Source organism: Sphingobium cupriresistens, from assembly GCF_004152865.1.
Classification (GTDB): Bacteria; Pseudomonadota; Alphaproteobacteria; order Sphingomonadales; family Sphingomonadaceae; genus Sphingobium; species Sphingobium cupriresistens.
Genome location: NZ_SEOO01000011.1, coordinates 1 through 26,045 on the forward strand (window position 1 = coordinate 1; position 26,045 = coordinate 26,045).

Annotated in this window: 26 protein-coding genes, 1 tRNA gene and 1 other RNA gene; 10 read left to right on the top strand and 18 right to left on the bottom strand. The window is 66.1% G+C overall.

From position 1 onward, the window contains the following. Positions 1-193 precede the first annotated feature (193 nt). Positions 194-886, top strand: coding sequence for a glycosyltransferase family 61 protein (locus EWH12_RS08305; protein WP_277986017.1), 693 nt, complete (start codon positions 194-196; stop codon positions 884-886). 2 nt (positions 887-888) lie between these two features. Here EWH12_RS08305 and EWH12_RS08310 read toward each other — a convergent pair whose 3' ends face one another. Beyond that, a complete protein-coding gene (locus EWH12_RS08310; protein WP_129926283.1) occupies positions 889-1,515 on the bottom strand; it encodes a glutathione S-transferase family protein in 627 nt (208 codons plus the stop codon). A 71-nt stretch (positions 1,516-1,586) separates the two neighbouring features. Further along, positions 1,587-3,698, bottom strand: coding sequence for a malate synthase G (locus EWH12_RS08315; protein WP_129926284.1), 2,112 nt, complete (start codon positions 3,696-3,698; stop codon positions 1,587-1,589). A 95-nt stretch (positions 3,699-3,793) separates the two neighbouring features. On the opposite strand from EWH12_RS08315, the gene EWH12_RS08320 reads away from it, so the two are divergent. The 3 genes from EWH12_RS08320 to EWH12_RS08330 are packed head-to-tail and all read left to right on the top strand — an operon-like array spanning position 3,794 to position 7,740. Then, positions 3,794-4,717 carry a LysR family transcriptional regulator gene (locus tag EWH12_RS08320; protein ID WP_129926285.1) on the top strand — a complete coding sequence of 308 codons (924 nt, stop codon included), beginning with the start codon at positions 3,794-3,796 and terminating at the stop codon, positions 4,715-4,717. 11 nt (positions 4,718-4,728) lie between these two features. Further along, positions 4,729-6,996: an NADP-dependent malic enzyme gene (locus tag EWH12_RS08325; RefSeq protein ID WP_129926286.1), complete on the top strand. Its 2,268-nt coding sequence runs from the start codon at positions 4,729-4,731 to the stop codon at positions 6,994-6,996. Positions 6,997-7,035: 39 nt separating this feature from the next. After that, on the top strand, positions 7,036-7,740 hold the full coding sequence (locus tag EWH12_RS08330; protein ID WP_422917720.1) for a L,D-transpeptidase family protein: 705 nt from the start codon (positions 7,036-7,038) through the stop codon (positions 7,738-7,740). Between the two features lie 6 nt (positions 7,741-7,746). On the opposite strand, the gene EWH12_RS08335 is transcribed toward EWH12_RS08330, so the two are convergent. Beyond that, positions 7,747-8,637 carry an EamA family transporter gene (locus EWH12_RS08335; RefSeq protein WP_129926287.1) on the bottom strand — a complete coding sequence of 297 codons (891 nt, stop codon included), beginning with the start codon at positions 8,635-8,637 and terminating at the stop codon, positions 7,747-7,749. Between the two features lie 179 nt (positions 8,638-8,816). On the opposite strand from EWH12_RS08335, the gene EWH12_RS08340 reads away from it, so the two are divergent. The 3 genes from EWH12_RS08340 (at position 8,817) to EWH12_RS08350 (ending at position 11,919) form a co-directional block, all read left to right on the top strand. Continuing rightward, positions 8,817-10,025, top strand: a complete 1,209-nt coding sequence (locus tag EWH12_RS08340; RefSeq protein WP_129926288.1) for an MFS transporter — start codon at positions 8,817-8,819, stop codon at positions 10,023-10,025. Between the two features lie 40 nt (positions 10,026-10,065). After that, complete coding sequence (locus tag EWH12_RS08345; RefSeq protein ID WP_129926289.1) at positions 10,066-11,205, top strand: aspartyl/asparaginyl beta-hydroxylase domain-containing protein; 1,140 nt, start codon at positions 10,066-10,068, stop codon at positions 11,203-11,205. A 99-nt stretch (positions 11,206-11,304) separates the two neighbouring features. Continuing rightward, positions 11,305-11,919 carry a YitT family protein gene (locus tag EWH12_RS08350; RefSeq protein WP_066602978.1) on the top strand — a complete coding sequence of 205 codons (615 nt, stop codon included), beginning with the start codon at positions 11,305-11,307 and terminating at the stop codon, positions 11,917-11,919. Between the two features lie 108 nt (positions 11,920-12,027). Here EWH12_RS08350 and EWH12_RS08355 read toward each other — a convergent pair whose 3' ends face one another. From EWH12_RS08355 to EWH12_RS08415, 13 genes are all read right to left on the bottom strand, one after another. Further along, positions 12,028-12,561: a hypothetical protein gene (locus EWH12_RS08355; protein WP_129926291.1), complete on the bottom strand. Its 534-nt coding sequence runs from the start codon at positions 12,559-12,561 to the stop codon at positions 12,028-12,030. Continuing rightward, the gene (gene hisI / locus EWH12_RS08360) at positions 12,548-12,943 is read right to left on the bottom strand and encodes a phosphoribosyl-AMP cyclohydrolase (protein WP_129926292.1); all 396 of its coding nucleotides are present in this window, start codon (positions 12,941-12,943) and stop codon (positions 12,548-12,550) included. The genes EWH12_RS08355 and hisI overlap by 14 nt, the downstream gene beginning before the upstream one ends. Before the next feature lie 120 nt (positions 12,944-13,063). Further along, a tRNA-His gene (locus EWH12_RS08365) sits at positions 13,064-13,140 on the bottom strand. Positions 13,141-13,233: 93 nt separating this feature from the next. Beyond that, positions 13,234-13,800 carry a septal ring lytic transglycosylase RlpA family protein gene (locus tag EWH12_RS08370; protein WP_082679052.1) on the bottom strand — a complete coding sequence of 189 codons (567 nt, stop codon included), beginning with the start codon at positions 13,798-13,800 and terminating at the stop codon, positions 13,234-13,236. Positions 13,801-14,020: 220 nt separating this feature from the next. Then, positions 14,021-14,293 (bottom strand): HU family DNA-binding protein, encoded by a 273-nt coding sequence (locus tag EWH12_RS08375; RefSeq protein ID WP_024019962.1) that lies wholly within the window; start codon positions 14,291-14,293, stop codon positions 14,021-14,023. 181 nt (positions 14,294-14,474) lie between these two features. Further along, positions 14,475-16,871 carry an endopeptidase La gene (gene lon, locus EWH12_RS08380; RefSeq protein WP_129926293.1) on the bottom strand — a complete coding sequence of 799 codons (2,397 nt, stop codon included), beginning with the start codon at positions 16,869-16,871 and terminating at the stop codon, positions 14,475-14,477. Between the two features lie 136 nt (positions 16,872-17,007). After that, positions 17,008-17,331, bottom strand: coding sequence for a YbaB/EbfC family nucleoid-associated protein (locus EWH12_RS08385; RefSeq protein ID WP_066602991.1), 324 nt, complete (start codon positions 17,329-17,331; stop codon positions 17,008-17,010). Further along, on the bottom strand, positions 17,328-18,950 hold the full coding sequence (locus EWH12_RS08390; protein WP_129926294.1) for a DNA polymerase III subunit gamma/tau: 1,623 nt from the start codon (positions 18,948-18,950) through the stop codon (positions 17,328-17,330). The genes EWH12_RS08385 and EWH12_RS08390 overlap by 4 nt, the downstream gene beginning before the upstream one ends. Positions 18,951-19,000: 50 nt before the next feature. Beyond that, positions 19,001-19,098, bottom strand: an RNA gene (ffs, locus tag EWH12_RS08395) — signal recognition particle sRNA small type. Positions 19,099-19,180: 82 nt separating this feature from the next. After that, a complete protein-coding gene (gene blaSGM / locus EWH12_RS08400) occupies positions 19,181-20,146 on the bottom strand; it encodes an SGM family class A beta-lactamase (RefSeq protein ID WP_129926295.1) in 966 nt (321 codons plus the stop codon). A gap of 2 nt (positions 20,147-20,148) precedes the next feature. Beyond that, positions 20,149-20,484 (bottom strand): 2Fe-2S iron-sulfur cluster-binding protein, encoded by a 336-nt coding sequence (locus EWH12_RS08405; protein WP_066603001.1) that lies wholly within the window; start codon positions 20,482-20,484, stop codon positions 20,149-20,151. A 20-nt stretch (positions 20,485-20,504) separates the two neighbouring features. Further along, a complete protein-coding gene (locus tag EWH12_RS08410) occupies positions 20,505-21,593 on the bottom strand; it encodes a cysteine desulfurase family protein (protein WP_129926296.1) in 1,089 nt (362 codons plus the stop codon). Then, on the bottom strand, positions 21,590-22,654 hold the full coding sequence (locus tag EWH12_RS08415; RefSeq protein ID WP_129926297.1) for a cysteine desulfurase family protein: 1,065 nt from the start codon (positions 22,652-22,654) through the stop codon (positions 21,590-21,592). Before EWH12_RS08415 ends, EWH12_RS08410 begins: the two co-directional genes overlap by 4 nt. A gap of 161 nt (positions 22,655-22,815) precedes the next feature. Here EWH12_RS08415 and EWH12_RS08420 point away from each other — a divergent pair, with 161 nt between their 5' ends. Further along, positions 22,816-23,472, top strand: a complete 657-nt coding sequence (locus tag EWH12_RS08420) for an alpha/beta hydrolase (RefSeq protein ID WP_066603011.1) — start codon at positions 22,816-22,818, stop codon at positions 23,470-23,472. A 164-nt stretch (positions 23,473-23,636) separates the two neighbouring features. Here the strand turns inward: EWH12_RS08420 and EWH12_RS08425 are convergent, their stop codons facing one another. Beyond that, positions 23,637-24,083, bottom strand: a complete 447-nt coding sequence (locus EWH12_RS08425) for a hypothetical protein (protein WP_129926298.1) — start codon at positions 24,081-24,083, stop codon at positions 23,637-23,639. A gap of 140 nt (positions 24,084-24,223) precedes the next feature. Here EWH12_RS08425 and EWH12_RS08430 point away from each other — a divergent pair, with 140 nt between their 5' ends. Then, positions 24,224-25,354: an HPP family protein gene (locus tag EWH12_RS08430; protein ID WP_129926299.1), complete on the top strand. Its 1,131-nt coding sequence runs from the start codon at positions 24,224-24,226 to the stop codon at positions 25,352-25,354. Here EWH12_RS08430 and EWH12_RS08435 read toward each other — a convergent pair. Beyond that, positions 25,314-25,505: a hypothetical protein gene (locus tag EWH12_RS08435; protein WP_129926300.1), complete on the bottom strand. Its 192-nt coding sequence runs from the start codon at positions 25,503-25,505 to the stop codon at positions 25,314-25,316. The two genes, EWH12_RS08430 and EWH12_RS08435, sit on opposite strands and share 41 nt — an antisense overlap. Before the next feature lie 102 nt (positions 25,506-25,607). Between EWH12_RS08435 and rpiB the strand changes: the two genes are divergently transcribed. Continuing rightward, complete coding sequence (gene rpiB / locus EWH12_RS08440) at positions 25,608-26,045, top strand: ribose 5-phosphate isomerase B (RefSeq protein WP_066603021.1); 438 nt, start codon at positions 25,608-25,610, stop codon at positions 26,043-26,045.

The window sequence follows — 26,045 nt, forward strand, 5'->3', positions numbered from 1 at the left end:
GGAAACAATCGGCGCGGTGAGCCATAACCCCATTGTCAGCCTGCCAGCTCTGGCTGCCTGACCCGAACCCGATCCCGATCCTGCCGTGGATTGACGGTTCCTACACCACCTCCTGGGACACGACCGAGAGCATAGGACGATCGACACCGCCTGGACGGTCTGGAACTATAATTGCGTCATTTACGGCCATTTCCTGCTGGAGGTGATGCCCCGCCTGCTGGTCATGCGCGCGGCGCACCGTGACAATCCATCGCTGGCCGCCATCCCGATCATCCTGCCCTCCAACGCGCCTTCCTATGCGCTCAAATGGATCAGCCTGCTGCTGCCCGACTTCCACGTCGAAACGAAGGCGCTACAGGATGTGCTGACCGTGCGCCGGCTGCTGATCCCCGGCTGGGGCAGTCGCTTCGTCTATTCCGATGTCGTCCAAGACGAACTGGAATTGCTGACGACGCCCTATCGCCAGGAAGGGATCCCTCGAAAGCGCATCTTCGTGGACCGGCGCGTCCAGTCCTATCGTATTCTGGCCAATAGCCAGGCGCTACAGGATATCGCGGCCAGTTACGGCTTTGAAAGTATCAGCCCGGAAAATCTGACGCTGGAACAGCAGATCGCGCTCTTCGCGTCGGCCGACGATGTGATCGGCGAATTTTCCAGTGCGCTGCACAACAGCATCTTTTCGCCCGCCGGATGCCGGGTGATGGCGATGAACTACATCACCGAATGCCAGTCGCGCATCGGCAATTTCCGCAAGCAGCGGGTCGGCTATATATTGCCGCGCGAAGGCCCGATCAGCTTCGATCCCAGCATAAAGGGCGAGCGCCATTTCGAAATAGATCCCGCCACCTTCGAGCGGAAACTGAATATCATGCTGAAGAGACAATAGGGTCAGGCATAGGCATAGGGGCCGCCGGCTGCCAGCGCGGCCGTGTAGGCAGGCCGCGCCTGCATGTCTTCCAGCCAGCGGATCAGATGCGGACGGCTGCTGTCAAGGCCGCCGCGTGCACGCGACGCTTCCAGCGGAAAGCTCATCATCATGTCGGCGGCGGTGAAGGCGTCGCCAGCGAAATAGGGACGGCTCGCCAGTTCCGTTTCGAGCCAGTCGAGATGATCGTCCAGCATCCTTTGCACCGTCGGTCGCGCAGGGCGGCCGAACAGGCCGAGCTTGCCGATGATGAGCAACGCCAGCAGCGGCGGCATCATCGATCCTTCGGCATAGTGCATATATTGGCGATAGCGGATCGCGCCGTCCGCATCGGCGGGCGGGCCGAAGCGGTTGCCGGCGCGGGCGACAAGATGCTCCATGATCGCGCCGGTTTCGATCAGGCGATGGCCGTCCACCTCCACCACCGGCGAACGGCCGAGCGGGTGGATGGCGCGCAGGCTTTCGGGCGCGCGCATCGTCTTGCGGTCGCGCTCATAGCGGCGGACTTCATAAGGTTCGCCCAGTTCCTCCAGCAGCCAGAGGATGCGCTGCGATCGGCTGTTATTGAGGTGGTGGACGAGGATCGTCATGATGGCTCCCATGCTGCCCGCCGGTGAGGGCGTAACGCAGCATGGGAACCGCCACAACAGGTTTGGAAATGTTATGCGTCCTCCAGCGCCTCCGCCTTCTGTTCCGCGCGGAAGGCGTGGAGCAAAGGTTCGGTATAGCCGCTGGGCTGTTCGACCCCTTCGAACACCAGGGCGCGGGCGGCCTGATAGGCCAGGCTTTCGGCTTCGCGGCCGCTCATCGGCTGATAGAGCGGATCGCCGGCGTTCTGGGCGTCGACCTTGGCGGCCATGCGTTGGAGCGCGGCATCGACCTGCTCCGCCGTGCAGACGCCGTGCAACAGCCAGTTGGCCATATGCTGCGAGGAAATGCGCAGCGTCGCGCGGTCCTCCATCAGGCCGATATCGTGGATATCGGGCACCTTGGAACAGCCGACGCCCTGATCGACCCAGCGGACGACATAGCCCAATATGCCCTGCGCATTATTATCCAGTTCCTGCGCGATCTCCTCGTCCGAGAAGTTGCGGCCCACCGCGACGGGGATGGTCAGCAACTTGTCCAGCGGCGCGATCCCCTCCGCCTTGCGCTCCGCCTGGCGGGCGAAGACGTCGATGCGGTGATAATGGGTCGCGTGCAGCGTCGCTGCGGTCGGCGAGGGAACCCAGGCTGTGTTCGCGCCGCTCTTTGGGTGCGACGCCTTCTGCTCCAGCATGTCGGCCATGCGATCGGGCGCGGCCCACATGCCCTTGCCGATCTGCGCCCGGCCCGACAGACCACAGGCCAGGCCGATCTGGACGTTGCGATCCTCATAGGCGGCGATCCAGTCGCTCGTCTTCATCTCGCCCTTGCGGATCATCGGACCGGCCTGCATCGACGTGTGCATCTCGTCCCCCGTGCGATCGAGGAAGCCAGTGTTGATGAAGACGATGCGGTCGCGGACAGCCTCGATACAGGCGGCGAGATTGGCCGAGGTGCGGCGCTCCTCGTCCATGACGCCGACCTTGATGGTGTGGCGGGCGAGGCCCAGCATATCCTCGATTCCGTCGAACAGGCGGTTGGTGAAAGCCGCTTCCTCCGGCCCGTGCATCTTGGGCTTGACGATATAGACGCTGCCGGCGCGGCTGTTGCCGCCGTCGCGCTTCAAATCGTGGAGCGCGATCAGGCTGGTGATGATGCCGTCCAATATGCCTTCGGGCGCTTCGTCGCCATCGGGCAGGCGGATCGCCGGGCTGGTCATCAGATGGCCGACATTGCGGACGAACAACAGGCTGCGCCCCGGCAGGGTGAAGCTGCCGCCGTCGGGCGCGGTATAGGCGCGGTCGGGGTTGAGCGCGCGGGTCATGGTCGCGCCGCCCTTCTCGAACGTCTCGGTCAGGTCGCCGCGCATCAGGCCCAGCCAGTTGGCATAGGCCGCGACCTTGTCCTGCGCATCGACGGCGGCGACGGAGTCTTCAAGGTCGCAGATCGCGGTCAGCGCGGATTCGAGGATGACGTCGGCTATGCCGGCCGGATCGGTCGCGCCGATCGGATGCGTGGCATCGAAGACGATTTCGATGTGCAGACCATTGTGGCGGAACAGGCGGCCCTTCTCGCTGGCGCCGACATATTGGGTCGGATCGCGCAGGATGATGGCGTCGCTGGACAGGTCGGCCCAGCTACCACTCGCCAGCGGGATCGCATCGTCCAAGAACGCCTTGGCCCAGGCGATGACCTGTGCGCCGCGCGCGGCGTCATAGCCTTTACCGGAGGCCGCACCCGGTATCGCGTCGGTGCCGTAGAGCGCGTCATAGAGGCTGCCCCAGCGCGCATTGGCGGCGTTGAGCAGGAAGCGGGCGTTGAGGATCGGGACGACCAGTTGCGGCCCGGCCAGGCGCGCGACCTCATCATCGACATTCTCGCTGCCGATGGCGAAAGGCGCGGGTTCGGGGACCAGATAACCGATCTCGCCCAGAAACGCCTGATAGGCGGCGGCGTCATGCGGCTGGCCCCGGCGCTGTTCGTGCCAGCTATCGATCTGCGCCTGCAACGTGTCGCGCTTGCGCAGGAGGGCGGCGTTGTCCGGCGTGAAGCGGGCGAAGATGGCGGCAGCGCCAGTCCAAAAGGCGTCGGGCGTGAGGCCGGTGCCCGGCAGCGCGCGGCTGTCGATGAAATCGGCCAGCGATTGCGCGACATGCAGGCCGGCCTTGTCGATCATGCGGTCGTTCATATGTCCACTCCTTGATTGGCCGCCTTGATAGACCTTTCCCATTATGCCGTGTATACGCTATTATACGAATACAGTCATTCCTGTGGTGAACGAATATGATGGATCCCGATCATGAACTGTTCGTATGCGTGGTGGACGAGGGCGGACTGGCGGCGGCTGGACGGCGGCTGCATGTCTCGCCCGCGATGATGTCCAAGCGGCTGGCGCGGCTGGAGGAGCGGCTGGGCGCCAAGCTGGTGCATCGCACTACGCGGCGGCTGGCGCTGACGCCGACGGGCGAGCGGCTCCATGCCGACCTGCGCGGCATATTGGCGGCGCTGGACGAGGCGGAGCGGCGCGTGTCGGGCGCGTCGGCGGTGGCGAGCGGGCCGCTGCGCATCACCGCACCAACATCCTTCGGGCGGATGCACCTGGCGCCCTATCTTCAGCGCTTCATCGACGCGCATCCCAGGGTGGAACTCAGCATCGACCTGTCGGATGATTTCAGCGACCTGATCGAAAGCCGCGCGGACCTGGCCATCCGCATCACGGCCGATCCGGGGGCCGCCCTGACCGCGCGCCAACTGGCGACCAATCGCCGCATCTTGTGCGCCGCGCCCGCCTATCTGGACCGGTTCGGCGTGCCGGAGACGATTGCGGATCTGAAAGGCCATCGCCTGCTGGCCGCAGACGGACAAATGCCTTGGCGGCTGGTCGGACCGAAGGGGCCAGTGGTGGTCGAGGAACACAGCCATGTGCGCACCAACAGCAGCGAACTGGTGCGCGAACTGGCGCTGGCGGGCGGCGGCATCGCGCTGCGATCGCTCTGGGATATCAGCGCGGCGCTGGCGCAGGGCGAACTGCGCCAGATCGTGCCGACGCATGAAGGGTCGAACGAGGTCGCACTGTTCGCGGTGCAATTACCGCAAGCCAATCCGCCGCGCGCCATCACTGCCTTCGTCGATTTTCTTGTCGGACTATACGCCCCCATCCCCCCTTGGGAGCTATCGGCGGTTGCCCTAGCGAAACGCAGTCACTAAGGCGCATTTCCATGGACGATAACACCCGCCGCGCCGCTCTCGACTATCATCGCTATCCCCAGCCCGGTAAGCTCCGCATAGAGCCGACCAAGCGCATGGTGAACCAGCGCGATCTGGCGCTGGCCTATTCGCCCGGCGTCGCCGCGCCCTGTGTGGAGATCGCCGCCGATCCCGACAAGGCGATGGACTATACCGCGCGCGGCAATCTGGTCGCCGTCATCTCCAACGGCACCGCCGTATTGGGTCTGGGCGCGATCGGCGCGCTGGCGTCCAAGCCGGTGATGGAGGGCAAGGCCGTCCTGTTCAAGAAATTCGCCGATATCGACGTGTTCGACATCGAACTGGATACGACCGACCCGGACAAGTTCGTGGAAGCCGTGGCACTGATGGAGCCGACCTTCGGCGGCATCAACCTGGAAGACATCAAGGCGCCCGAATGTTTCGCGATCGAAGCGCGGCTGAAGGAACGGATGAACATCCCGGTCTTTCATGACGATCAGCATGGCACCGCCATCGTCGTCGCCGCCGCCGTGCGCAACGCTCTGGTGCTGCAGGGCAAAACGCTGGCCGACGCAAAGCTGGTGACGTCGGGCGCGGGTGCAGCGGCGCTGGCCTGCGTCGACCTGCTGGTGTCGATGGGGCTGCCGATCGAAAACGTCACCATGACCGACAAGGATGGCGTCATCCATTCGGGACGTGAGGGCATGTTGCCCAACATGGCGCGTTATGCCCGCACCACCAATGCGCGCGCCCTGCCCGACGTGCTGCCGGGCGCGAACCTGTTCCTGGGCCTGTCCGCGCCCGGCGTGCTGAAGCCGGAATGGCTGCCGCTGATGGCCGCCAATCCGCTGATCTTCGCGCTCGCCAACCCGGAACCGGAAATCCGCCCGGAGGCCGCGCGCGAAGTGCGTCCCGACGCGATCATCGCCACCGGCCGGTCGGACTATCCCAACCAGGTCAACAACGTCCTGTGCTTTCCCTATATTTTCCGCGGCGCGCTGGATTGCGGCGCGACGCAGATCAACGAGGCGATGAAGGTCGCCGCGGCCGACGCCATCGCAAACCTCGCCCGGATGCCCGCCCATGACAGCGTCGCGCAAGCCTATGGCGGGCGCAGGCTGGTGTTCGGCGCCGACTATATCATCCCCACCCCCTTCGACCCGCGCCTGATCGGCGAGATAGCGGTCGCGGTGGCCCGCGCGGCGATGGAGAGCGGCGTCGCGAAGAAGACGCTGGACCTAGAGGATTACAAGCGCAGCCTGTCGCGCCAGAGCGCGCGGTCGGGCCAGTTGATGCTGCCGGTGTTCGAAGCCGCGCGCGGCACCGGATGCCGCATCGCCTATGGCGAGGGCGAGGACGATCGCGTGCTGCGCGCCATTCGCGACGCGCTGGACGAAGGCATCGTCCGCCCGACCATCGTCGCGCGCCGCCGCATCCTGGCGCAGAAGCTGCCCGAACTGGGGCTGAGCTTCGACCTGGACCGCGATGTCGAGGTGATCGATCCGGAAACCGACCATCTGGTGATGGGCGAACTGGTCGAGGCCTATCGCACGGTCGCGTCGCGCCGCGGCGTGCCGGCCGACGAAATATTGCGCCACGTCTATCGCCGCCCCACCATCACCGCCGCGATGCTGTTGCAGACCGGGCGGGTCGACGCCGCGCTGGTCGGCGGGCGGTCCGAATATTGGGGGCAGGTCGAACATGTGCTGCGCATCATCGACCGCACGCCCGGCCACAGCCGCGTCTATGCGTTGTCGGGCCTGATCCTGGACGCGGGCGCGCTGTTCATCACCGACACCCATATGGTGCCGGACCCGACGCCGGAACAGATCGCCGAAATGACGTTGCTGGCGGCGACGGAGATCCAGCATTTCGGGCTGACGCCGCGGGCGGCTTTGCTGTCCCACTCCAATTTCGGCGCGTCGCACACCGACAGCGCGCGCAAGATGCGCAAGGCGTTCAAGATCGTGCGCGACGCCGCGCCCGAACTGGCGGTGGATGGGGAAATGCATGCCGACGCGGCGCTCAGCCAGGCCTTGCGCGAACGGCTGATCCCCGATTCGCGGTTCGAGGGGCCGGCCAATTTGCTGGTCATGCCGAACCTCGACGCGGCGAACATCACGCTGACCGCGCTGTCGGCCTCCTCCAGTTCGCCCACGGTCGGGCCGATGCTGATGGGCCTGAGCAAGCCGATCCATGTGCTGACGCCCGGCGTCACCTCGCGCGGCATCCTGAACCTGACCGCGATCGCAGCGGCGGAAGTGGCGCGGGAAGGCTAGGATTAACCTTTGGCGCCTATGCTGGCCGGGCATGGAGGCATGAGGATAGAGATGGCGGGTTTCCTGAAACAGGTCGGGCCGAAGCTGGCGATCGGCGGGATAGTGGCGTTGACCGGCCTGGTTGTGTTCGCGTCGATCGATCGGCCGGCGCTGGAAGGCCATGCGTCGTCCGAAACGGCGGCCGCGCCCGCCGCTACACCCTCCCCTCCCTCCGTCCCTGCCCCCGCCAAGCCGATCGAGCGGCGCAGCGACCAGGGCATGGCGGTCGATCCGGGCGCGTTGCGGGTCAAGCGCGTGCTCAAAATCGACGGGCCGTTCCGCCATGGCGACTATGCCTGGGACGAACAGGGCGCGCCGGCGACCGGCCCCGTCATCATCACCGTCGACCTGCGCGCGCAGACCCTGTCGGTGTTCCGCGCCGGCTATGAGATCGGCGCGGCGGTGATCCTCTACGGCGCGACCGACAAGCCCAGCCCCAAGGGCGCTTTCCCGATCATGGCGAAACATGCCGATTATTTTTCGCGCACCTATGACAATGCGCCCATGCCCTTCGCGCAGCGGCTGACCAGCGACGGCGTCTTCATCCACGGCAGCGACGTGCAATGGGGCCGCGGCACCCATGGCTGCATCGGCGTGCCCAAAGAGTTCGCCGAAAAGCTGTTCGGCGTAACGAAGCTGGGCGACATGGTGGTGATTACTGATGGCAAGATGCTGGACGTCAGCCAGGCGCAGGTGAGCGGGTAAACCCGCTTATTGCGGCGCGTCTTCGATGGCGGGCTTGTGCCCGACCGTCAGGGCGCTCCCGGCTGACGCCGCCATGACGCAGAGGATCGCGATCCACTGGAGCGGGGTCAACCGCTCGTCCAATATGATGAAGCCGGCCAGCGCCCCGACGGCCGGCGACGCGCTGACCAGCAGCCCGAAGACATGGGCGGGCAGGCGCCGCATAGCCTCCATCTCCAGCGAATAGGGCAAGGCGCTCGACAGGATGGCGATGACCAGTCCGACGAGCAGGACGCCGGGCGACAGCAGCGCCGCGCCTGCATGGGCGACGCCCAGCGGCAGGACGAGGATCGCCGCGGCCAGCATCCCCCAGGCGACGGCATCCCCGCCAACGACGCCCGACACCCGCTTGCCCGCCACGATATAGAGTGCCCAGCACAGGCCGGCCGCGCAGGCGAAGGCGACGCCGACCGGATCGAGCGGGGCGTCGCTGCGCAGCGGCAGCAACAGCAGCAGGCCGGCCACCGCCGCCGCCAGCCAGCAGAAATCGCGCGGCCGCCGCGCCCCGAACAGCACGACCGCCAGCGGCCCCACCACCTCGATCGCGATGGCCACACCCAGCGGTATGCGCTCGAACGCCAGATAGATGCACAGGTTCATCAGACCCAGCGTCGCGCCATAGCCGGCCAGCCACCAACCTGCGCCCACAGGCACGGACCACCGCCACGGCCTGCGCAACAGCCACAGCAAGACCGCCGCCAGACTGATGCGCAGCGCCGCGACGCCGGCCGCGCCGAGCAGCGGAAATATCGTCTTGGCGAAGGCCGCGCCGAAATTGACCGAGATGAGCGACGCGAGCACCGCCCCCGCCCCCAGCAGCGCCGCCCTGTCGCCGTCCTGTCCGTCATGTCTGTCCATGTACGGAGCCTATAGACGATCCATCGCGTCAGGCGAGCGGCTTGCGCACCGCCGCACCAATTGCGCCAACCGGCGACGCAGATGCAGAAAACTCATACGAATGCAGGGTTGACCAGCGCTGTCACTAGGCCCATTTGCGATGCTTCCGTACATTTTTGCATTGCAGCATGGAGCTTGCCATGGGCGCTTCCCAGACCGCGCTTCCCCATCAGACGCATCCCGCGCTTGTCCTGTTCGCCCTGGCGGTCGGCGCGTTCGCCATCGGCACCACCGAATTCGCGTCGATGAGCCTGCTGCCCTTCTTCGCCCGCGATCTGGGCATCGACCTGCCGACCGCCGGCCATGCGATCAGCGCCTATGCCCTGGGCGTGGTCGCGGGCGCGCCGGTGATCGCCGCCCTGGGCGCACGCCTGCCGCGGCGGACGCTGCTGATCGGCCTGATGGCGATGTTCGCGCTCGCCAACGGCTTGTCCGCCCTTTCGCCCAGCTATCATTGGATGCTGCTGTTCCGGTTCCTGAGCGGCGTGCCGCATGGCGCCTATTTCGGCGTCGCGGCGCTGGTCGCCGCCAATCTGGTGCCGATCGAACAGCGCACGCTGGCGATCGCCAAGGTCATGTCGGGCCTGACCGTGGCCACGGTGATCGGCGTGCCCGTCGCCAACTGGATGGGGCAAGTGCTGGGCTGGCGCTCCGGCTTTTTCGTCGTGGCGGCGCTGGCCGTGGCGACGGTGACTCTCGTGGCGCTCTACGCCCCGCGCGACGCTGGCGACACAAAAGCCAGCCCGATGCGCGAGTTGACGGCGCTGGCCAGGGGGCAGGTCTGGCTGACCCTGCTGACCGGCGCGATCGGCTTTGGCGGTCTGTTCGCCGTCTATACCTATGTCGCCTCGACCATGATGGAGGTCACCCATGTGTCGGAAAGCTACGTGCCGCTGATCCTGGCGATCTTCGGCATAGGCATGACATTGGGCAATCTGGTCGTCGCCTGGCTGGCGGACAAGGCGCGCAACCGCACCGTCATCGGCGTGTTGCTGTGGAGCGCCGCGTCACTGGCGCTGTTCCCGCTAATGGCCGGCAATATCTGGACGCTCAGCCTCAACATCTTCCTGATCGGCATCGGCGGGGGGCTGGGCACGCCGTTGCAGGCGCGGCTGATGGACGTGGCGGGCGAAGCGCAGACGCTGGCGGCGGCGTTGCACCATAGCGCCTTCAATATGGCCAATGCATTGGGACCGTGGCTGGGCGGCCTGTCGATCGCGGCAGGCTATGGCCTCGTTTCGACGGGCTGGATCGGCGCCGCGCTGGCGCTGGGCGGCCTCGCCGTCTTCCTGCTGGCGATCATGCTGGAACGGCGCGCACCGGGCCTGATCCCCGCCGCCGCCGAATAAGCCGCTTTCGCGCCGCATCGCCGCCGGATATGGCGGTGGCATGAATGATCCGGCGAGAGAGACGAGACTGCAGGAGGCGGCGGTGGCCGCCCTGCGCCGCGGCGATGCCGATGGCGCATTGGCGACGCTGCGCGAGATGGGCGATCCGCCCGCGATGCTGCTGGCGCAGGCGCATAGTCGCGCCGGAGATCTGGACGGCGAAGCGGCGGCGCTGCGGCGCATATTGGACGGCGATCTGCGCAACCTGCCGGCGCTGCTCGCCATGGGGCGGAATGCGCTGCGGCGCGACGACGAGCGCGGATCGATAAGCTGGTTCCGCGCGGCGCTGGCGCAGGCGGCCGCAACCGGCGCGCCGCCGCAGCTCCAACCGCTGTTGCAACAGGCGCAGGCCAACGTCGCCCGGTCGAGCCAGCGGTTCGAGGATCATCTGACCGCCGCGATTGCCGACCTGCCGCCCCTGCCCCGCATCGCCCACGCCACCGACCTGCTGCTGGGCAAGCGCGACGTCTATCTACAACAACCCAGCATGTTCTATTTCCCCGGCCTGCCCCAGCGCGCCTTCTACGAACGGAAGGAGTTCGACTGGGTCGCGCCGATGGAGGCGATGACCGATGCGATCGTCGCGGAACTGCACGCCGTGCGCGCGCAAGAGGCGGATTTCGCCCCCTATGTGCAGACCGCCACCAACAGGCCTGCGCCCAACAATCCGCTGCGCGACGATCCCAGTTGGGGCGCGCTCTATTTCTGGCAGGGCGGCGCGCCGGTCGCGGAAAATGCGCCGCGCTGCCCCGCGGTGATGGAGGCACTGGCGCTGGCGCCCATGCCGGTGATCGCAGGCCGATCGCCGATGGCATTATGGTCGCTGCTCAAGCCCGGCACCCATATCCGGCCGCATCATGGCCTGCTCAACACCCGGCTGATCTGCCACCTGCCGCTGCTGACGCCACCCGATTGCACGCTGCGCGTCGGCGCGGAGACGCGCAACTGGCGCCAGGGCGAGATGCTGATCTTCGACGACAGCGTCGAGCATGAGGCGTGGAACCGCAGCGCCGACACCCGCGTCGTGTTGCTGTTCGAAGTGTGGCGGCCGGAGATCCACGCGGAAGAGCGCGAGGCGCTGACTCGGCTGTTCCAGGCGATCGACGCCTTTGGGCCGGCGCAGGTCGATACCGGCGGTTGAACGGGACGCGCCGTCCCGCTATCAGCGGCGCATAAGCACATATGACGCCGAAAAATGGGCAAGAGGATGGCCGGGCATGATCCCAGGAACCTTGCCCACATGACCATCACTGCCCCTTCTCCCCGCCCCCACAGCCTGGCCGAGGACGGCTATGCCATCGCCATCGGCTGCGCCTTCATCGCGCTGGGGCTGATGATGCTGAAGGCCGCCAATCTGGTGACCGGCGGGATGGCGGGGATCGCGCTGCTGCTATCCTATCTGCTCCACTGGTCGCCCGCGCTCCTGTTCCTGCTCATCAACATTCCCTTCTTTCTCTTCGCGGGCCGGGCGATGGGGGTGGCGTTCGGGTTGAAGACGCTGTTCGCCAATGTCGCGATCATGGGCGTGGGGCTGGCCATGCCGGCGGCGCTGCACATCGCGCGAATCAGCCCCTTCTTCGCCGCCCTGTTCGGCGGGTCGATCATCGGCTTCGGCATATTGGCGATCGCCCGCCATGGCGCGGGCGTGGGCGGCGTCGGGGTCGTCGCGCTGATCCTGCAACGGTCGCGCGGCTGGAATGCGGGGCGGACGCAAATGCTGTGCGACATCGCGATCCTGCTGGCGTCCTTGCCGATCCTGAGCGTGGAGCGGTTCGGCCTGTCGATCCTGTCCGCCGCCGCCATCAATGCGGTGCTGATCGTCAACCACCGGCCGGGGCGTTATATCGGCCACTAGAGCGGTTCGCGGTCCGATTGCATCGGACCAGCCACTCCAGATTATTGGATTTACGCGATGTCCGAGTCATCAGATGATTCCATCGGATTAGCAATCGCTCCAAGGCCGCTATCCCTCGCAGAGCGCCTTGCCGTCGCTGTCGCGCGCGCGCAGGGCGCTGGCGGCGTCATTGGCGATGCGTGGGAAGCTAACTCCCTCCAGCGTACCGCGGCCCTTGCACAGGTCCGCACAGGCCATGTCGACCACGCCCGGCAGCGCCACCTGGTCGCCATCATATTGGGCCACCACAATGCAGCGGTCGCCGCCCTTGAAATGCAGGATCAGCTTGTCGCCTGCCCGCCGCGCCGTCCCCTGCCCGCGGCAGCTCTGGTCCTCGCCGAAATTGGCCTGTAGCCCGAAGCGGAAGGCCGCATCCTTGGCCGGCATGACGCAAAGCAGGTCGCGCCCTGCCTCATGGCTGCGCTGGTATAGGCCTACGGGCGACGTCTTGCCCGTGTCGGTGATCGCCCCGCTTTCGATCGCGGCCCGTTCCAGCCCGGACGCCGGCGCACCACCAGCATCCGATGCGGCTGCGTTGGCGGCCGTCGGCGCGCGCTGGCACGCCGCCAGCAGAAAAAGCAGCGCGAGGCTAGCCCGCGGCATTGATGGACGGATCAGCCGCAAGATCGACGGGCGTCAGGCCATCCGGCCCGACCCGACGGAAAAAGCAGGACCGCGCGCCGGTGTGGCAGGTCGGGCCGGCCGGGACCGCTTTCACCCAGACCGCGTCCTGATCGCAATCAATGCGGATGTCGCGCACCGCCAGCATATGGCCGGACGTCTCGCCCTTCTTCCACAGCGCCTGGCGGCTGCGCGACCAGAAATGGGCGAGGCCGGTTTCGACCGTCAGCGCCAGCGCCTGCGCATTCATATGTGCGACCATCAGCACTTCACCGTCGGCCGCGTCGGTCACGACAGCGGTGATCAGGCCATGATCGTCATATTTGGGATTAAGGGTCAGCCCCTTGTCGCGCGCATCGGTCATGGGGGCGCTATAGAGCATCGCGCGGACAAGTGGGAACCGCTTTTGCGTATCCGATGATAGGAAAGGCATGACCGTCCCGGCGCGAGACGATCCCCTCGGATCAGGGGGAAAATCAGAAAATGGGGCGATCGACGGGATCCGAACCCGCGACCTCCGGTACCACAAACCGGCGCTCTAACCAACTGAGCTACGATCGCCACAGGGCCTTCCGGCCCGCGAGAGTTGGCCACATATGCGGCCCATTACCGGCCGTCAAGCGAACAAATGCCGCAGGCAATTTTTACCTGCCGTCAAAGGCCGACAGCGCGCAACTGCGCTCTCAAATTGACCAGCGTCCTCTCCGCAACCCTTGGCCGATCCGACGCGGGTTTCCCCTTGCGCAGCCGTTCCCTATCCTTTTCGGGTGGATCGACGAAGCGGACGCGCACAGCGGCATGGCCCTGGGCGCGGATGCCCAGTTGTTCGGCCGCGCCGCGCGACAGGTCGATCACCCGCCCGCGCCCGGCGAAGGGGCCGCGATCGTTGACGCGAACCAGGATGGTCCGGCCGGTATCGAGCGCGGTCACCTCGACATAGCTGGGCAGCGGCAGGCTGGTGTGCGCGGCGGTGATCCATTTGGCGCGGAATCGTTCGCCATTGGCGGTGCGATTGCCCGATTCCGAACCATACCAACTGGCGTAGCCCAGCATGTCATAGGTCGGTTCCGCCGCCGGGACATAGGTCGTGCCGCGCACCTTGTAGGGCGGGCCGATCCTGACCGGCGTATCGCGCACCGGCCGATAGTCGCCGCCGGCGCAGGCGGAGAGCATCGCAAGCCCGCAAATGATCCAGATATATCTGCCCGCGCGTCCCGTCATGCGGCCTTCCTATCGTCGGCAGACGAGCGGGTCGAGGCCGGGTGGGCAAAAAGAAAGGGACAAAAAGGCATGGCGCCTCTTCGTCCCTTCACCTTACGGCATCTTGCGTCGCGGAAGATCGCTTCCTGTCGCCGCATCACTCTCCTGAAAAACTTTCCGGCCGCGATGCCGGTAGGTCGTCAAACGGTGGGCGCCCGCCAGATGACAGGCGCCACGTCCGTTAGTTGACCGAATCCTTCAGGCCCTTGCCGGCCTTGAACTTCGGCTGCGCCGAAGCCTTGATGGTCATCGTCTCGCCGGTGCGCGGATTGCGGCCGGTCGAAGCCTTGCGCTGCGAAACCGAGAAAGTGCCGAAACCGACGAGGCGCACTTCGTCGCCCTTCTTCAGAGCGCCGGTGATGGCGTCGAACACGCCTTCCACAGCCTTCGTCGCGTCATTCTTGCTGAGGCCGCTGCTTTCAGCGACTGCGCTGATCAAATCCTGCTTGTTCATGCCTTGGGAACCCCCTTGTGCTGTTGGTTGATTAGGAATCGCGGCGTAGGCGGCGCAATAAGGCGCGGATTTCTGCGCCTGTCAAAGGGAAAGCGACAAAGCCCTCCGCTTCGATAGAAATTTGCGCCCACCTGCGCGAAATATGCCGAAACCGACGGCAAACCGCCGGTTTCGGATTGGCTTAGTGACGGAGCGCGGGATCGCTGTCGCGGCCGGGCGCATTGCTCGGCTGGGCGGCGAGGTCGTCCTCCTCGGTCCAGGCGATCGCTTCGGGAACAGACGCCAGCGCACGCGCCAGCACCTCATCCACATGGCTGACCGGCACGATTTCCAGCCCGTCGCGGATGTTGGCGGGAATTTCCGCTAGGTCTTTCTCGTTTTCCTGTGGGATCAGCACCGTCTTGATGCCGCCGCGCAGCGCGGCCAGCAGCTTCTCCTTGAGGCCACCGATCGGCAGCACGCGCCCGCGCAACGTCACCTCGCCGGTCATTGCTACGTCCTTGTGGACGGGAATCCCGGTCAGGGTAGATACGATGCAGGTCACCATGCCGATGCCGGCCGACGGACCATCTTTGGGCACTGCGCCTTCGGGCAGATGGATATGGATGTCCTTGCGGTTGAAAACGCTGGGCTTGATCCCATAGCCGGGTGAACGCGCCCGGACATAGGAAAAGGCCGCCTGGATCGATTCGTTCATGACCTCGCCCAGCTTGCCGGTGGTCTTGATCATGCCCTTGCCGGGCACTGTCACCGCCTCGATCGTCAGCAATTCGCCGCCCACCTCGGTCCAGGCCAAGCCCGTCACCGCGCCGATCTGATCCTCGTCCTCGCCCATGCCATGACGGAATTTCCGCACGCCGGCATAATCGGCCAGATTGTCGGGCGTGATGACGACCTTGTCATAAGCGCCCTCCAATATCTTGCGCAGCGCCTTGCGGGCGAGACGCGCAATTTCGCGCTCCAGCGTGCGGACGCCGGCTTCGCGGGTATAATAGCGGATGAGGTCGCGCACGGCGTCCTCCGTCACCACGAACTCGTCGCCCTTGAGGCCATGGGCGTCGATCTGCTTGGCGATCAGGTGACGCTGGGCGATCTCGACCTTTTCGTCCTCGGTATAGCCTTCCAGCCGGATGATCTCCATGCGGTCGAGCAGAGGCTGCGGCAAATTCAGCGAGTTGGCGGTCGTCACGAACATGATGTCCGAAAGATCGACGTCGATTTCCAGATAATGGTCCTGGAACTTGCTATTCTGTTCGGGGTCCAGCACTTCGAGCAGGGCAGAAGCCGGATCGCCGCGGAAATCCTGGCCCAGCTTGTCGATCTCGTCCAGCAGGAAGAGCGGGTTCATCGTCCCCGCTTTCTTGAGGTTGGTGACGATCTTGCCCGGCAGCGAGCCGATATAGGTGCGGCGGTGGCCGCGAATTTCGGCCTCGTCGCGCACGCCCCCCAGCGACTGGCGCACGAACTCGCGCCCGGTCGCCTTGGCGATCGAACGGCCGAGCGAGGTCTTGCCGACGCCCGGCGGACCGACGAGGCACAGGATCGGGCCTTTCAATTTATTGGTGCGCGCCTGCACGGCGAGATATTCGATGATCCGGTCCTTGACCTTCTCCAGCGCGAAATGATCCTCGTCGAGGATGTCCTGCGCCTTCTTAAGGTCGTTCTTGACCTTGCCCTTCTTGCCCCAGGGCAGCCCCAGCAGCACGTCGAGATAGTTGCGCACAACGGTCGCTTCGGCCGACATGGGCTGCATACCCTTGAGCTTCTTCAGCTCCGCCGTGGCCTTTGACCGCGCTTCCTTGCTCAGCTTGGTCTTGGCGATCTTCTCGGTCAGTTCGGCGAGTTCGTCGCCCTCCTCACCCTCGCCGTTGCCCAGTTCGCGCTGGATCGCCTTTAGCTGCTCGTTGAGATAATATTCGCGCTGGGTCTTTTCCATCTGGCGCTTCACGCGGCCACGAATCTTCTTTTCGACCTGGAGCACGCCCAGTTCGCCTTCCATGAAGGCGAAGACCATTTCGAGGCGCTTGACCGGATCCGCCTCGACCAGCAGCGACTGCTTGTCGGACACCTTGACGTTGATGTTCGCCGACACGGCGTCGGCCAGGCGACCGGCATCCTCGATCTCGCGCAGCTGCACCGGCGTCTCGGCCGGCAGCTTCTTGTTGAGCTTGGCGTAATTTTCAAACTGTTCGGCGACCGACCGCATCAGCGCGGAGGCTTCCGGCCCTTCCGCGACGATCTCTTCCACATCATCGACATTGGCGACGAGGTAGGTTTCGTGCGCCTCCATCGAATCCAGCTGGGCGCGGTGCTTGCCTTCCACCAGCACGCGGACCGTGCCGTCGGGCAGCTTGAGCAACTGGAGTACGACCGCGACGACGCCGGTGTCGTAGAGCGAATCACGGCCCGGATCGTCCTCCGCCGGATCGAGCTGCGACACGAGGAAGATTTCCTTCGAACCTTCCATCGCCGCTTCGAGCGCAGCGACGCTCTTGTCGCGACCGACGAAGAGCGGAACGATCATCTGCGGGAAGACGACGATGTCGCGCAGCGGCAGAAGGGGATATTGCACAGTCATTCAATCTCCGGGGCCGAAGGAAGCGGCCTCTCTACGGTTCATCGCCTTTATGGGGACGCCCGTCGCAGCAATCAATTGCGAGCTGTCATAATGACGAAACGATGAACCGCAGGTGATCGATCCATCGCGTCCGGCATCAGAACGGCAGCTTGAAGCCGGGGGGCAGCGGCAGGCCGGCGGTCATTTTGCCCATTTCGGCATTGCTGATCTCGTCCGCCTTCTTGCGCGCATCATTGAACGCAGCGGTGACAAGGTCTTCCAATATCGGCTTTTCGGATGGAGCCATCAACGTGTCGTCGATCGACACGCCCAGGATGCGGCCCTTGGCCGACGCCCGCACCTTGACCAAGCCGCCACCGGCTGCGCCCTCGACCTCCAGCTTGTCGAGATTGTCCTGCGCACGCTGCAATTCCTCCTGAACACGGCTCGCCATGCCCAGTATTTCGTTCAAGTCCTTCATTGTCCTGCACTCCATTGTTCGGGCCGGTCGGTTTCGACCAACTCCGCTTCGGGGAAGGCGGCGATCGCCGCCTTGACCACCGGGGTTTCCAATATCTCGGCGCGCGCCGCAGCCTTGCCCGCCTGCTCCTGCTCCAACAGCGTCTGATCGCCGCCGCTCTCCGCCAGCGTCACGACCCATCGCGTTCCGGATGTCGCGGCGTTCAGCGCCTGCTCCAGGTCACGCTTGAAGTCGCCATGCGTCCAGGCATGGGTCAGGCGAAGGGCGATATCAGGCGGGCTAAGGGAGACGAGCGCGGCGCAATCATTGAGATGATTGGCCAGCAACGGCTTCTGCCGGTCGATCAGCGCGACGATTTCCTGCATCGTAGCGGGCAGCCGCGCGGCGGGCGCGGAGGACGGCGCGGCAGGCGTTCCACCGGAAGCAGGCGCAACCATGGCGGGCGCCCCCTCCCGCAGCATCCGCGCCAGTTCGCCCGGATCGGGCATGGTCGCGGCGTGCATGACGCGCAGCAGCGCCATTTCGCAGCTTTCGATCGGCAGGACGGCGCTGGCCACCTCGTCATGCCCCTTGAGCAGCAATTGCCACAGGCGATGCAGCGGCGCGAAGCCCAGTTGCGCCGCCCAATCGGCCAGCGCCTCCCGCTCCTCGGCCGACTGGCCGGGGCTGGCGATGTCGCGACCGGCCTTCGCCAGGGTCACGGCATGGACCAGCTCCATCAGCCCGCGCATCAGCGCGAGCGGCTCGACGCCCAGCGCATATTGGTCGCGCACCGCGCCCAGCAACGCGCCCGTATCGCCTTCCAGCAGCAGGCCCAGCAGCCGGCGCACCGATCCGCGGTCCGAAAGGCCCAGCATGTCGCGCACCTGCGCGGCGCTGACCATGGGATCGCCGTCCCCCATTTCCGCATGGGCGATCGCCTGGTCGAGGATCGACAGGCCGTCGCGCGCGGACCCTTCGGCCGCCTGCGCGATCAGCGCCAGCGCATCGGGTTCCGCCGCGACGCTTTCCGCCTCGACCACATGCGCGAAATGGCCCGCGAGCAATTCCGCCGGGATGCGGCGCAGGTCGAAGCGCTGGCAGCGCGACAGCACCGTCACCGGCACCTTGTTCACCTCGGTCGTGGCGAACAGGAATTTCACATGGGCGGGCGGCTCCTCCAGCGTCTTCAACAGCGCGTTGAAGGCGTTTTTGGAGAGCATATGGACTTCGTCGATGATGTAGATTTTGTAGCGCGCCGACACGGCGGCATAGCGCACCGCCTCGATAATCTCGCGCACATCGTCCACGCCGGTGTGGCTGGCGGCGTCCATTTCGACCACGTCGATATGCCGACCCTCGGCAATGGCGACGCAAGGTTCGCACACACCGCAGGGGTCGATGGTCGGCCCGCCCTGCCCGTCCGGGCCGATGCAATTCAACGCCTTGGCGATCAGCCGCGCGGTGGAGGTCTTCCCCACCCCGCGCACGCCGGTCATCAGGAAGGCGTGGGCCAGCCGGCCGCGCCTGATCGCATTGCCCAGCGTCTGGACCATCGCATCCTGCCCGATCAGTTCACGGAAACTGCGCGGTCGATATTTGCGCGCCAGGACGCGATAGGGCTGCGGGGAATCGGACATAGTCATCGTCTAGCCGTTCGGGTGGCTATTGTCGAAGCTGGATGAAGGTGGAGGGTGGGAGCCGGAACGACCCGTGACGAAATCACTGTGGCTGCTTCCGTCAGGACCTGACCAGGTTCGCGACGATCACGTCCGCCCGACTCCCGGCGCGGCATATGGCGAAAGGGGACCGGGATGGCAAGGGGGCTTAGGCTATACATGTTCCCGCCTTCGCGGGAACATGCCACATATTATTCCAGCCCGCTCTTCTGCGCCTTGCCCACGAAATCGAGCGCGGCGCGCGCGGTTTCGGCGATCGCGGCCTCGGCCTTCTTCGCGTCCACCGTTGGCCGGTCGAGATAGATGGCCAGGACATATTCGTCGCCATTGGGCGCCTTCACCAGCGCCACGTCATTATAGGCGGTGCCGCATGTCCCGGTCTTGCTGCCCGACGTCCAGCCTGCGGGCAGCCCCGCCTTGATCCGCTTGTCGCCGGTGCTGCTGGCGTTGAACCAGCTGCGCAGCTTGTCGACGCTGGTCGGCTTCATGTCGCGGAAGAACAGCCGGCCCATCAGTCCGGCCATGGCGGCCGGCGTGGTGGTGTCGCGTGGATCACCCTCCGCATTTTCATTCAGCGTCGGTTCGGTGCGGTCGAGCCGGGTCGTGGCGTCGCCATGGGCGCGCATGAACGCCGTCAGCCCCTCCGGCCCGCCCAGCATCGGCAGCAGCAGGTTGGCGGCGCTGTTGTCGCTCACCTCGACCGCGGCCTGGGCCAGTTCACCCATGCTCATGCGGCCGCGCTTCTTGTTCTTCTTCACCACCGGAGCGTAATCGAGGATGTCGTCGCCACTGAAGGGGATTTCGCCTTCCAGCCCGAACTTGCCGCCTTCCGCGCCGATCAGCACGGCGGCGGCCAGCGGCGCCTTGAAGGTCGAGCACATGGCGAACCGCTCGTCGCGGTTGAAGCCCAGCAGCAGCGCGCCACTCCGATCGACCAGCGCGACGCCCAGCCGACCGCCCGTCTCCTTCTCGATCTCCGCCGGGTTGCGCACCGACGTCAGCGCCGATTGCGGCACCAGATAGCGCGGCGCAGGCGGCAACAGAGAATCGAGCCGTCCGGTCGGTTCGGGCGGCTTGGCGGACGTCGTCTTCTTATCAGCGGCGATCGAAGGCGCCGCCAGCAAGGCCAGCGTCGCCAGAGCAGTCAAATTCTTCACGGTCACATGCCCTGCATATTGTTGAATTCACCGGGAATACGGACCGTCAGCCGGTCCATCTTGTCGTCAATGATGATCTGGCAGGACAGGCGGCTGGTCCGGGTGGCGGCGGCGGCGAGGTCGAGCATATCCTCTTCATCCTCGCTGGCGCGCGGCAGGCGCGCGAAATCCTCTGCATCGACGACGACATGGCAGGTTGAACAGGCCATCTGCCCTTCGCATGTGCCCTCCAGCGGCTGACCTGCGGCCTGGGCGATATCGAGCAGCACCGATCCGGCGGGCGCGTCAACCTCCTGTCGTCTCTCGCCATCGGCGCTGATGAAGGTGACCCTGGTCATGCTAATGCGTGCGCTCCCTTTTACGGCGCCGCTTGTGCGGCTGCCGCCTCATTCAATGCTTCTGCCGCCCTCTCCAACTCTTCCCGGCTTGTGTAGCGGCCAAAGCCGATCCGCACCGATCCGCGCGCCTGGGCATCGGTCAGCCCCAGCGCGCGCAGGACATGGCTAGGCCGCCCGGACCCGCTTGCGCAAGCGCTACCGAGCGAAAAAGCAACATTGCGGCAATCCGACAACAGCCGCGCGCCATCTATGCCGTCGCGGCGCAGGTTCAGATTTCCGCGATAACGCGCCGTTTGCGACCCGTTGAGCGTCCAGTCCGCAAACAATGTGGCGGCCAGCGCGGCGAGGCTTTCCACATGGGCGCGGTCGCTGTCCGCCCGCTCGCGCATCAACCGCGCCGCAACGCCGAATCCGGCGCAGAGCGCAGGCGATAGCGTGCCGGACCGCAGCCCGCCTTCCTGTCCGCCGCCATGGATCAAGGACGTGGGCCGCACACCGTCGCGCAGCCAGAGCGCGCCCACGCCCTTGGGACCATGGATCTTGTGCGCGCTGATTGCGACCATATCGCAGACGGACGGGATCGGGATGCGGCCATAGCCCTGCACCGCATCGCACAGGAACAGCGCACCCGCGCGGTGCGCCAGGTCGGCGAGGGCGGCGACCGGCTGGATCACGCCGATCTCGTTATTGACCAGCATGGCGACAACGAGTGCGACACCTGGAACGATGGCGCGGGCGGCGGCCTCCAGATCGACGATGCCGTCCGGCCCGACCGGCAGGACGGTCACATCCCGCCCGGTCCGGCGCATCGCCTCTGCCGTATCCAGCACCGCGGCATGTTCGGTCGCGATGGTGACCATGCCGCCCGGCGGCGCGCCCTGGATCGCGATGTTGAGCGCCTCGGTCGCGCCGGAGGTGAAGATCAATTGGCCGCCGGGCGGCAGCAGCCCGGCGATTGCGTTGCGGGCCGCCTCCACCTGCGCGGCAGCGGCGCGGCCCAATCGATGGGCGCTGTGCGGGTTGGCGAACTGGTCGCGCAGCAACGGCGCCATCGCGTCAAAGGCTTCGGGCGCGAGTGGGGTAGTCGCCTGATAATCCAGGTAAATCATTGACTTGCCCGTTCCGCCATACTTTTCCAGACTGCGATAAACCTGTCCATGTCGCTGTCGCATGTTTGCGGGCCGAAGCTGACGCGCACGACCTCCGCCGCGGCCGCCTCGTCCCAGCCCATCGCACCCAGCACATGGCTGGTCTTGAGCGAGCCGGACGAACAGGCGCTGCCTGCTGAGACGGAAATGCCGGCCAGGTCGAACTGGATCAACTGCGCACGGGCCGACAGGCCGGGCATACGGTAGCTGGCAATGACGGGCAGGCGCGGCGCATCGGGCGCCACGATGATGCCGCCCGCCGCCTCTATCCCTGCGTCCAGCCGGGCGCGCAGGGCGGCTGCGCGGGGCAGCCAGTCCTCCCGCGCCTCCAGCGCCGCCGCCATGGCAAGGATGGCGGGCAGATTTTCGGTCCCGGCGCGATAGCCCTGTTCCTGCCCGCCGCTCGGCTCGATCAGCGCCAGGTCGCGGATCAGCAGCGCGCCGATGCCGGGCGGACCGCCGAATTTATGCGCGCTGATCGCGATCATGTCCGCGTCGGGCAGCGGCAGTTTGCCCGCGCTCTGGGCGCAATCGGCGAACAGGATCGCGCCGTCGCGATCAATCCGGTCGAGCGGCTGGATGACGCCGGTTTCATTGTTGACGTGCTGGATGGCGAGGAGTGTTCCTACCCTTGCTTGATCGTCATGCCCGCGAAGGCGGGAATGACGAAGAGAAAGGGCGAGACCAGCTGAAGTGACCGCCAGCCGATCCGCGCCCTTCGTCACGCGCAGCACCGCGTCATGTTCGACCGGCGATGTGACGACCCGCCCGGCCTTCGCGCGCAGCAGGCCGATGGCGATCGCCTCGCTCGCGCCGGAGGTGAAGATCACATGGCCATTCCAGCCCAGCGCCGCGGCGATGCGCGCACGCGCATCCTCCAGCTTGGCGCGGGCGGCGCGGCCGTCGGCATGGGGGCTGGACGGGTTGGCCCAGTTCGCCATCGCTTCCATCATCACGTCGCGCGCGGCGGGCAGCATCGGCGTGGTCGCGGCATGATCGAGATAAAGGCGGTCGGCGGCCAAGCGGCGTTACTCATTGATTGCGGAAATGGCGGCGGCTTCTATATAGGCGGTCTGCCGCGCAGCGCCAGCAATAGCATTTGCCTATGCGACTGTCTGTGCGATCCGCATCCATTCGCCGCCAGCCTATCCGGGCATGGTGGCCCAGAACGATAACAGGTGCCATGCCCGACGTCATTTTCCCCGGACCCGAAGGCCGCCTCGAAGGCCGCTTCAGCCCCCCGCCCCGCCCGCGCGCGCCGGTCGCCATGATCCTGCACCCCCATCCGCAGGCCGGCGGCACGATGAACGACCGCATCACCCAGGCGCTCTACAAGACCTTCGTGAAGCGCGGCTTCGCCGTGTTGCGCTTCAACTTCCGCGGCGTCGGCCGCAGCCAGGGCACATTCGACAATGGCATCGGCGAATTGTCCGACGCGGCGGCCGCGCTCGATTGGGTGCAGAGTTTTCATCCCGAAGCCCAGACCACCTGGATCGCGGGCATGTCATTCGGCGCATGGATCGGTATGCAATTGCTGATGCGCCGCCCGGAAATCCGCGGCTTCATCTCGGTCGCGCCGCCCGCCAACATGTACGATTTCTCCTTCCTCGCGCCCTGCCCCTCGTCGGGCATCATCGTGCAGGGCACGTCTGACGAAGTGGTGACCGCCAGCGCGGTGCAGAAGCTGGTCGACAAGCTGCGCACGCAAAAGGGCATCACCATCCATCATGACGAAATTCGCGGCGCGAACCATTTCTTCGAGCATGAACTCGACCAGTTGATGAAATCGGTCGACAATTATCTCGACATGCGTCTGTCACCGGACTCCCCGATCCGCTGAGCGATCGGGAAGTCGACGAACGAGAAAGGCCGCCCGCTAGGCGGCCTTTTTTTTGTGTCATGTGAGGCTGGGAGGGGTGGATTTCCGCCATTCCCCTCCCGCCAGCGGGAGGGGGAAGATGTCCGATGCTGGTCGATTGCGGCCAACCGCTTTTACGTCCTCCCCTATATCTGCCGCTTGGCATCGAAGGGCGCGACGATCTTGCAGCGGTAGGCGCGCACTTCGTCGATCAGGCCGGTGTGCAGTTCGGTCGACAGGACCAGGGTCGACCGGTCCAGCCGCTCCAGCCGCCGCATGTCGCTGAGGAGGCCGCTGAACATCCCTCCGCCCTGCTGGACCAGGGTGATCGTCGCATCGTCCTGCGCCGCGATCTTGGTCCAGCCCTGGCCGCCTTCGCGCCACCGGCCAGCGGTGAAATCGATCACGATTTCCCGCACGGATCGGTCGTCGGCGGTACAGGACAGGCCGCGGATCTCCGCCGGAGCAGGCGGCACGGGCGAAACGGCCGGCGGCGGCGCTGGCGGCGCAGCATAGCCTGGGGCGGCAAGGCTGGAGGTCGCAATCAGGCAGCCAAGCGCTGTCAGGATGGTCGAGGCCGATCGGTTGAGCATGGCCTCGATCCTACCAGACATGCAGGACGCAGGATACCGGGTAGCGCAAGCCGCGCCCAGCCACCGCCCAAAGCGCCCTTTACCCCGGCCCATAATTTCCCGCTTGGCGCGCCGTCCGGCTGACGATAGCGGCTTGCGCCATGTCCGATGCGCCGAAACATGACGTTCGCCTGATCTGGAGCCGCTATTACAGCGCCTTCATCCCCGCCGGTCCGCCGGGACCGGGCTTCCTTGAGCGGCTAAAGGCGGCGAGTGGGGCGATCGGGGGGATCGCGGTGACCGGGCTGCTGTGCGGGCTGATGCTGGGCAATGGTCTGGCCCATCCGCTGCTGGTCGCACCGATGGGCGCGTCGGCGGTGCTGCTGTTCGCGGTTCCCGCCAGTCCGCTGGCCCAGCCCTGGCCGGTGCTGGGCGGCAACGTCATTTCCGCGCTGGTCGGTATCTTCGTGGCGAAGGCCGTTCCCGATCCCACCTTCGCCGCCGCGCTGGCGGTGGGCGCGGCGATCGCCATCATGTCGCTGCTCCGCTGCCTCCACCCGCCCGGCGGCGCGGTGGCGCTGTCCGCCGCGCTGGGCGTAAAGGGGGTGGCGAGCAGCTATCTGTTCGCGCTGGTGCCGGTGGGGGTGAACACCCTGCTGCTGCTGGTCGTGGCGGTCCTGTTCCATCGCATCGCCGGTCACAATTATCCCCATGTGCCGCCCAAAGCGCCCGCCCCGCACGGCACCGCCGATCCCGCGCCGCTGCTGCGCGCCGGTCCGAGCGCGCAGGACGTGGCCGACGCGGTGCAGGGCTATGGCGATGCGCTGGACGTGGACCAGGCGGACCTGCGCCAGTTGCTGGCGGACGCCGAACTGCGCGCGGCCGAACGGCTGCATGGCGCGGTGCCCTGCGCGCAGATCATGGCGCGCGACGTGATCCATGTGCCCGCCAGCCAGCCGCTGCGCCAGGTGCGTGCGCTGATGCTTATGCGTGGCCTGTTGTCGCTGCCGGTGCTGGACGATGCAGGGCGGGTGCAGGGAATCATCGGCGCGCTGGACCTGAGCCGAGAGGGTGAGCGCGCCGGCGACATCGCCCGCCGCGCGCTGCTGGTCCATGCCGACACGCCGGTCGCGCGGCTCATCGGCCCCCTGAGCAGCGGCGCGCGCCATGCCGCCATCGTCGTGGATGCCGACCAGAGATTACAAGGACTGGTGACGCAGACCGACCTGCTGGCGTCGCTGGCGCAGCGCTCTATTTCTGCTCCAGCGCCGACAGGTCCGGCCCCGGAATAGCGCTGATCGCGACGTTGCCGAACATGACCATCCCCGCAAGAATCATCAGGCCGCCGCGCTTGCGGTCGCCTTTCTTCACGATCGCGTAAACGCCGCCGCCCGTCAGCAACATGCCCGCGAGCATCAATATGGATAAAATCGTGCCAGCCATGGGCGTTGCCTTAAGCGCCAAGCTCGACGGTGGCAATTGCCGTCCTGTCCCCCTATGAGGCGCGCAGAACGAATCACCCCAGGAACGCAGGGGCCGCGCCTTATGAAAATCGCCATCGCTTCCGATCATGCCGCCACCGACCTGAAGGCGGAGCTTGCCCAATGGCTGCGCGACGAGGGCCATGCGGTCGCCGACCTTGGCCCCGCGACCGCCGATCGCGTCGATTATCCCGATTATGGTTACAAGCTCGCGACAGCGGTCGCGTCCGGCGCGGCGGAGCGCGGCATCGCGCTGTGCGGATCGGGCATCGGCATATCGATCGCGGTCAACCGCAACCCGGCCTGCCGCTGCGCGCTGGTGGGCGAGCCGCTGTCGGCCGCCCTGTCGCGCGAACATAATGACGCCAATGTCCTCGCCATGGGCGCCCGCCTGACCGGCGTGGACATGGCGAAAGCCTGCGTCACCGCCTTCCTCACCACTGATTTCGGCGGTGGCCGCCATGCCGGCCGCGTCGAAAAACTGTCCCAGCCCGCGCTCTGA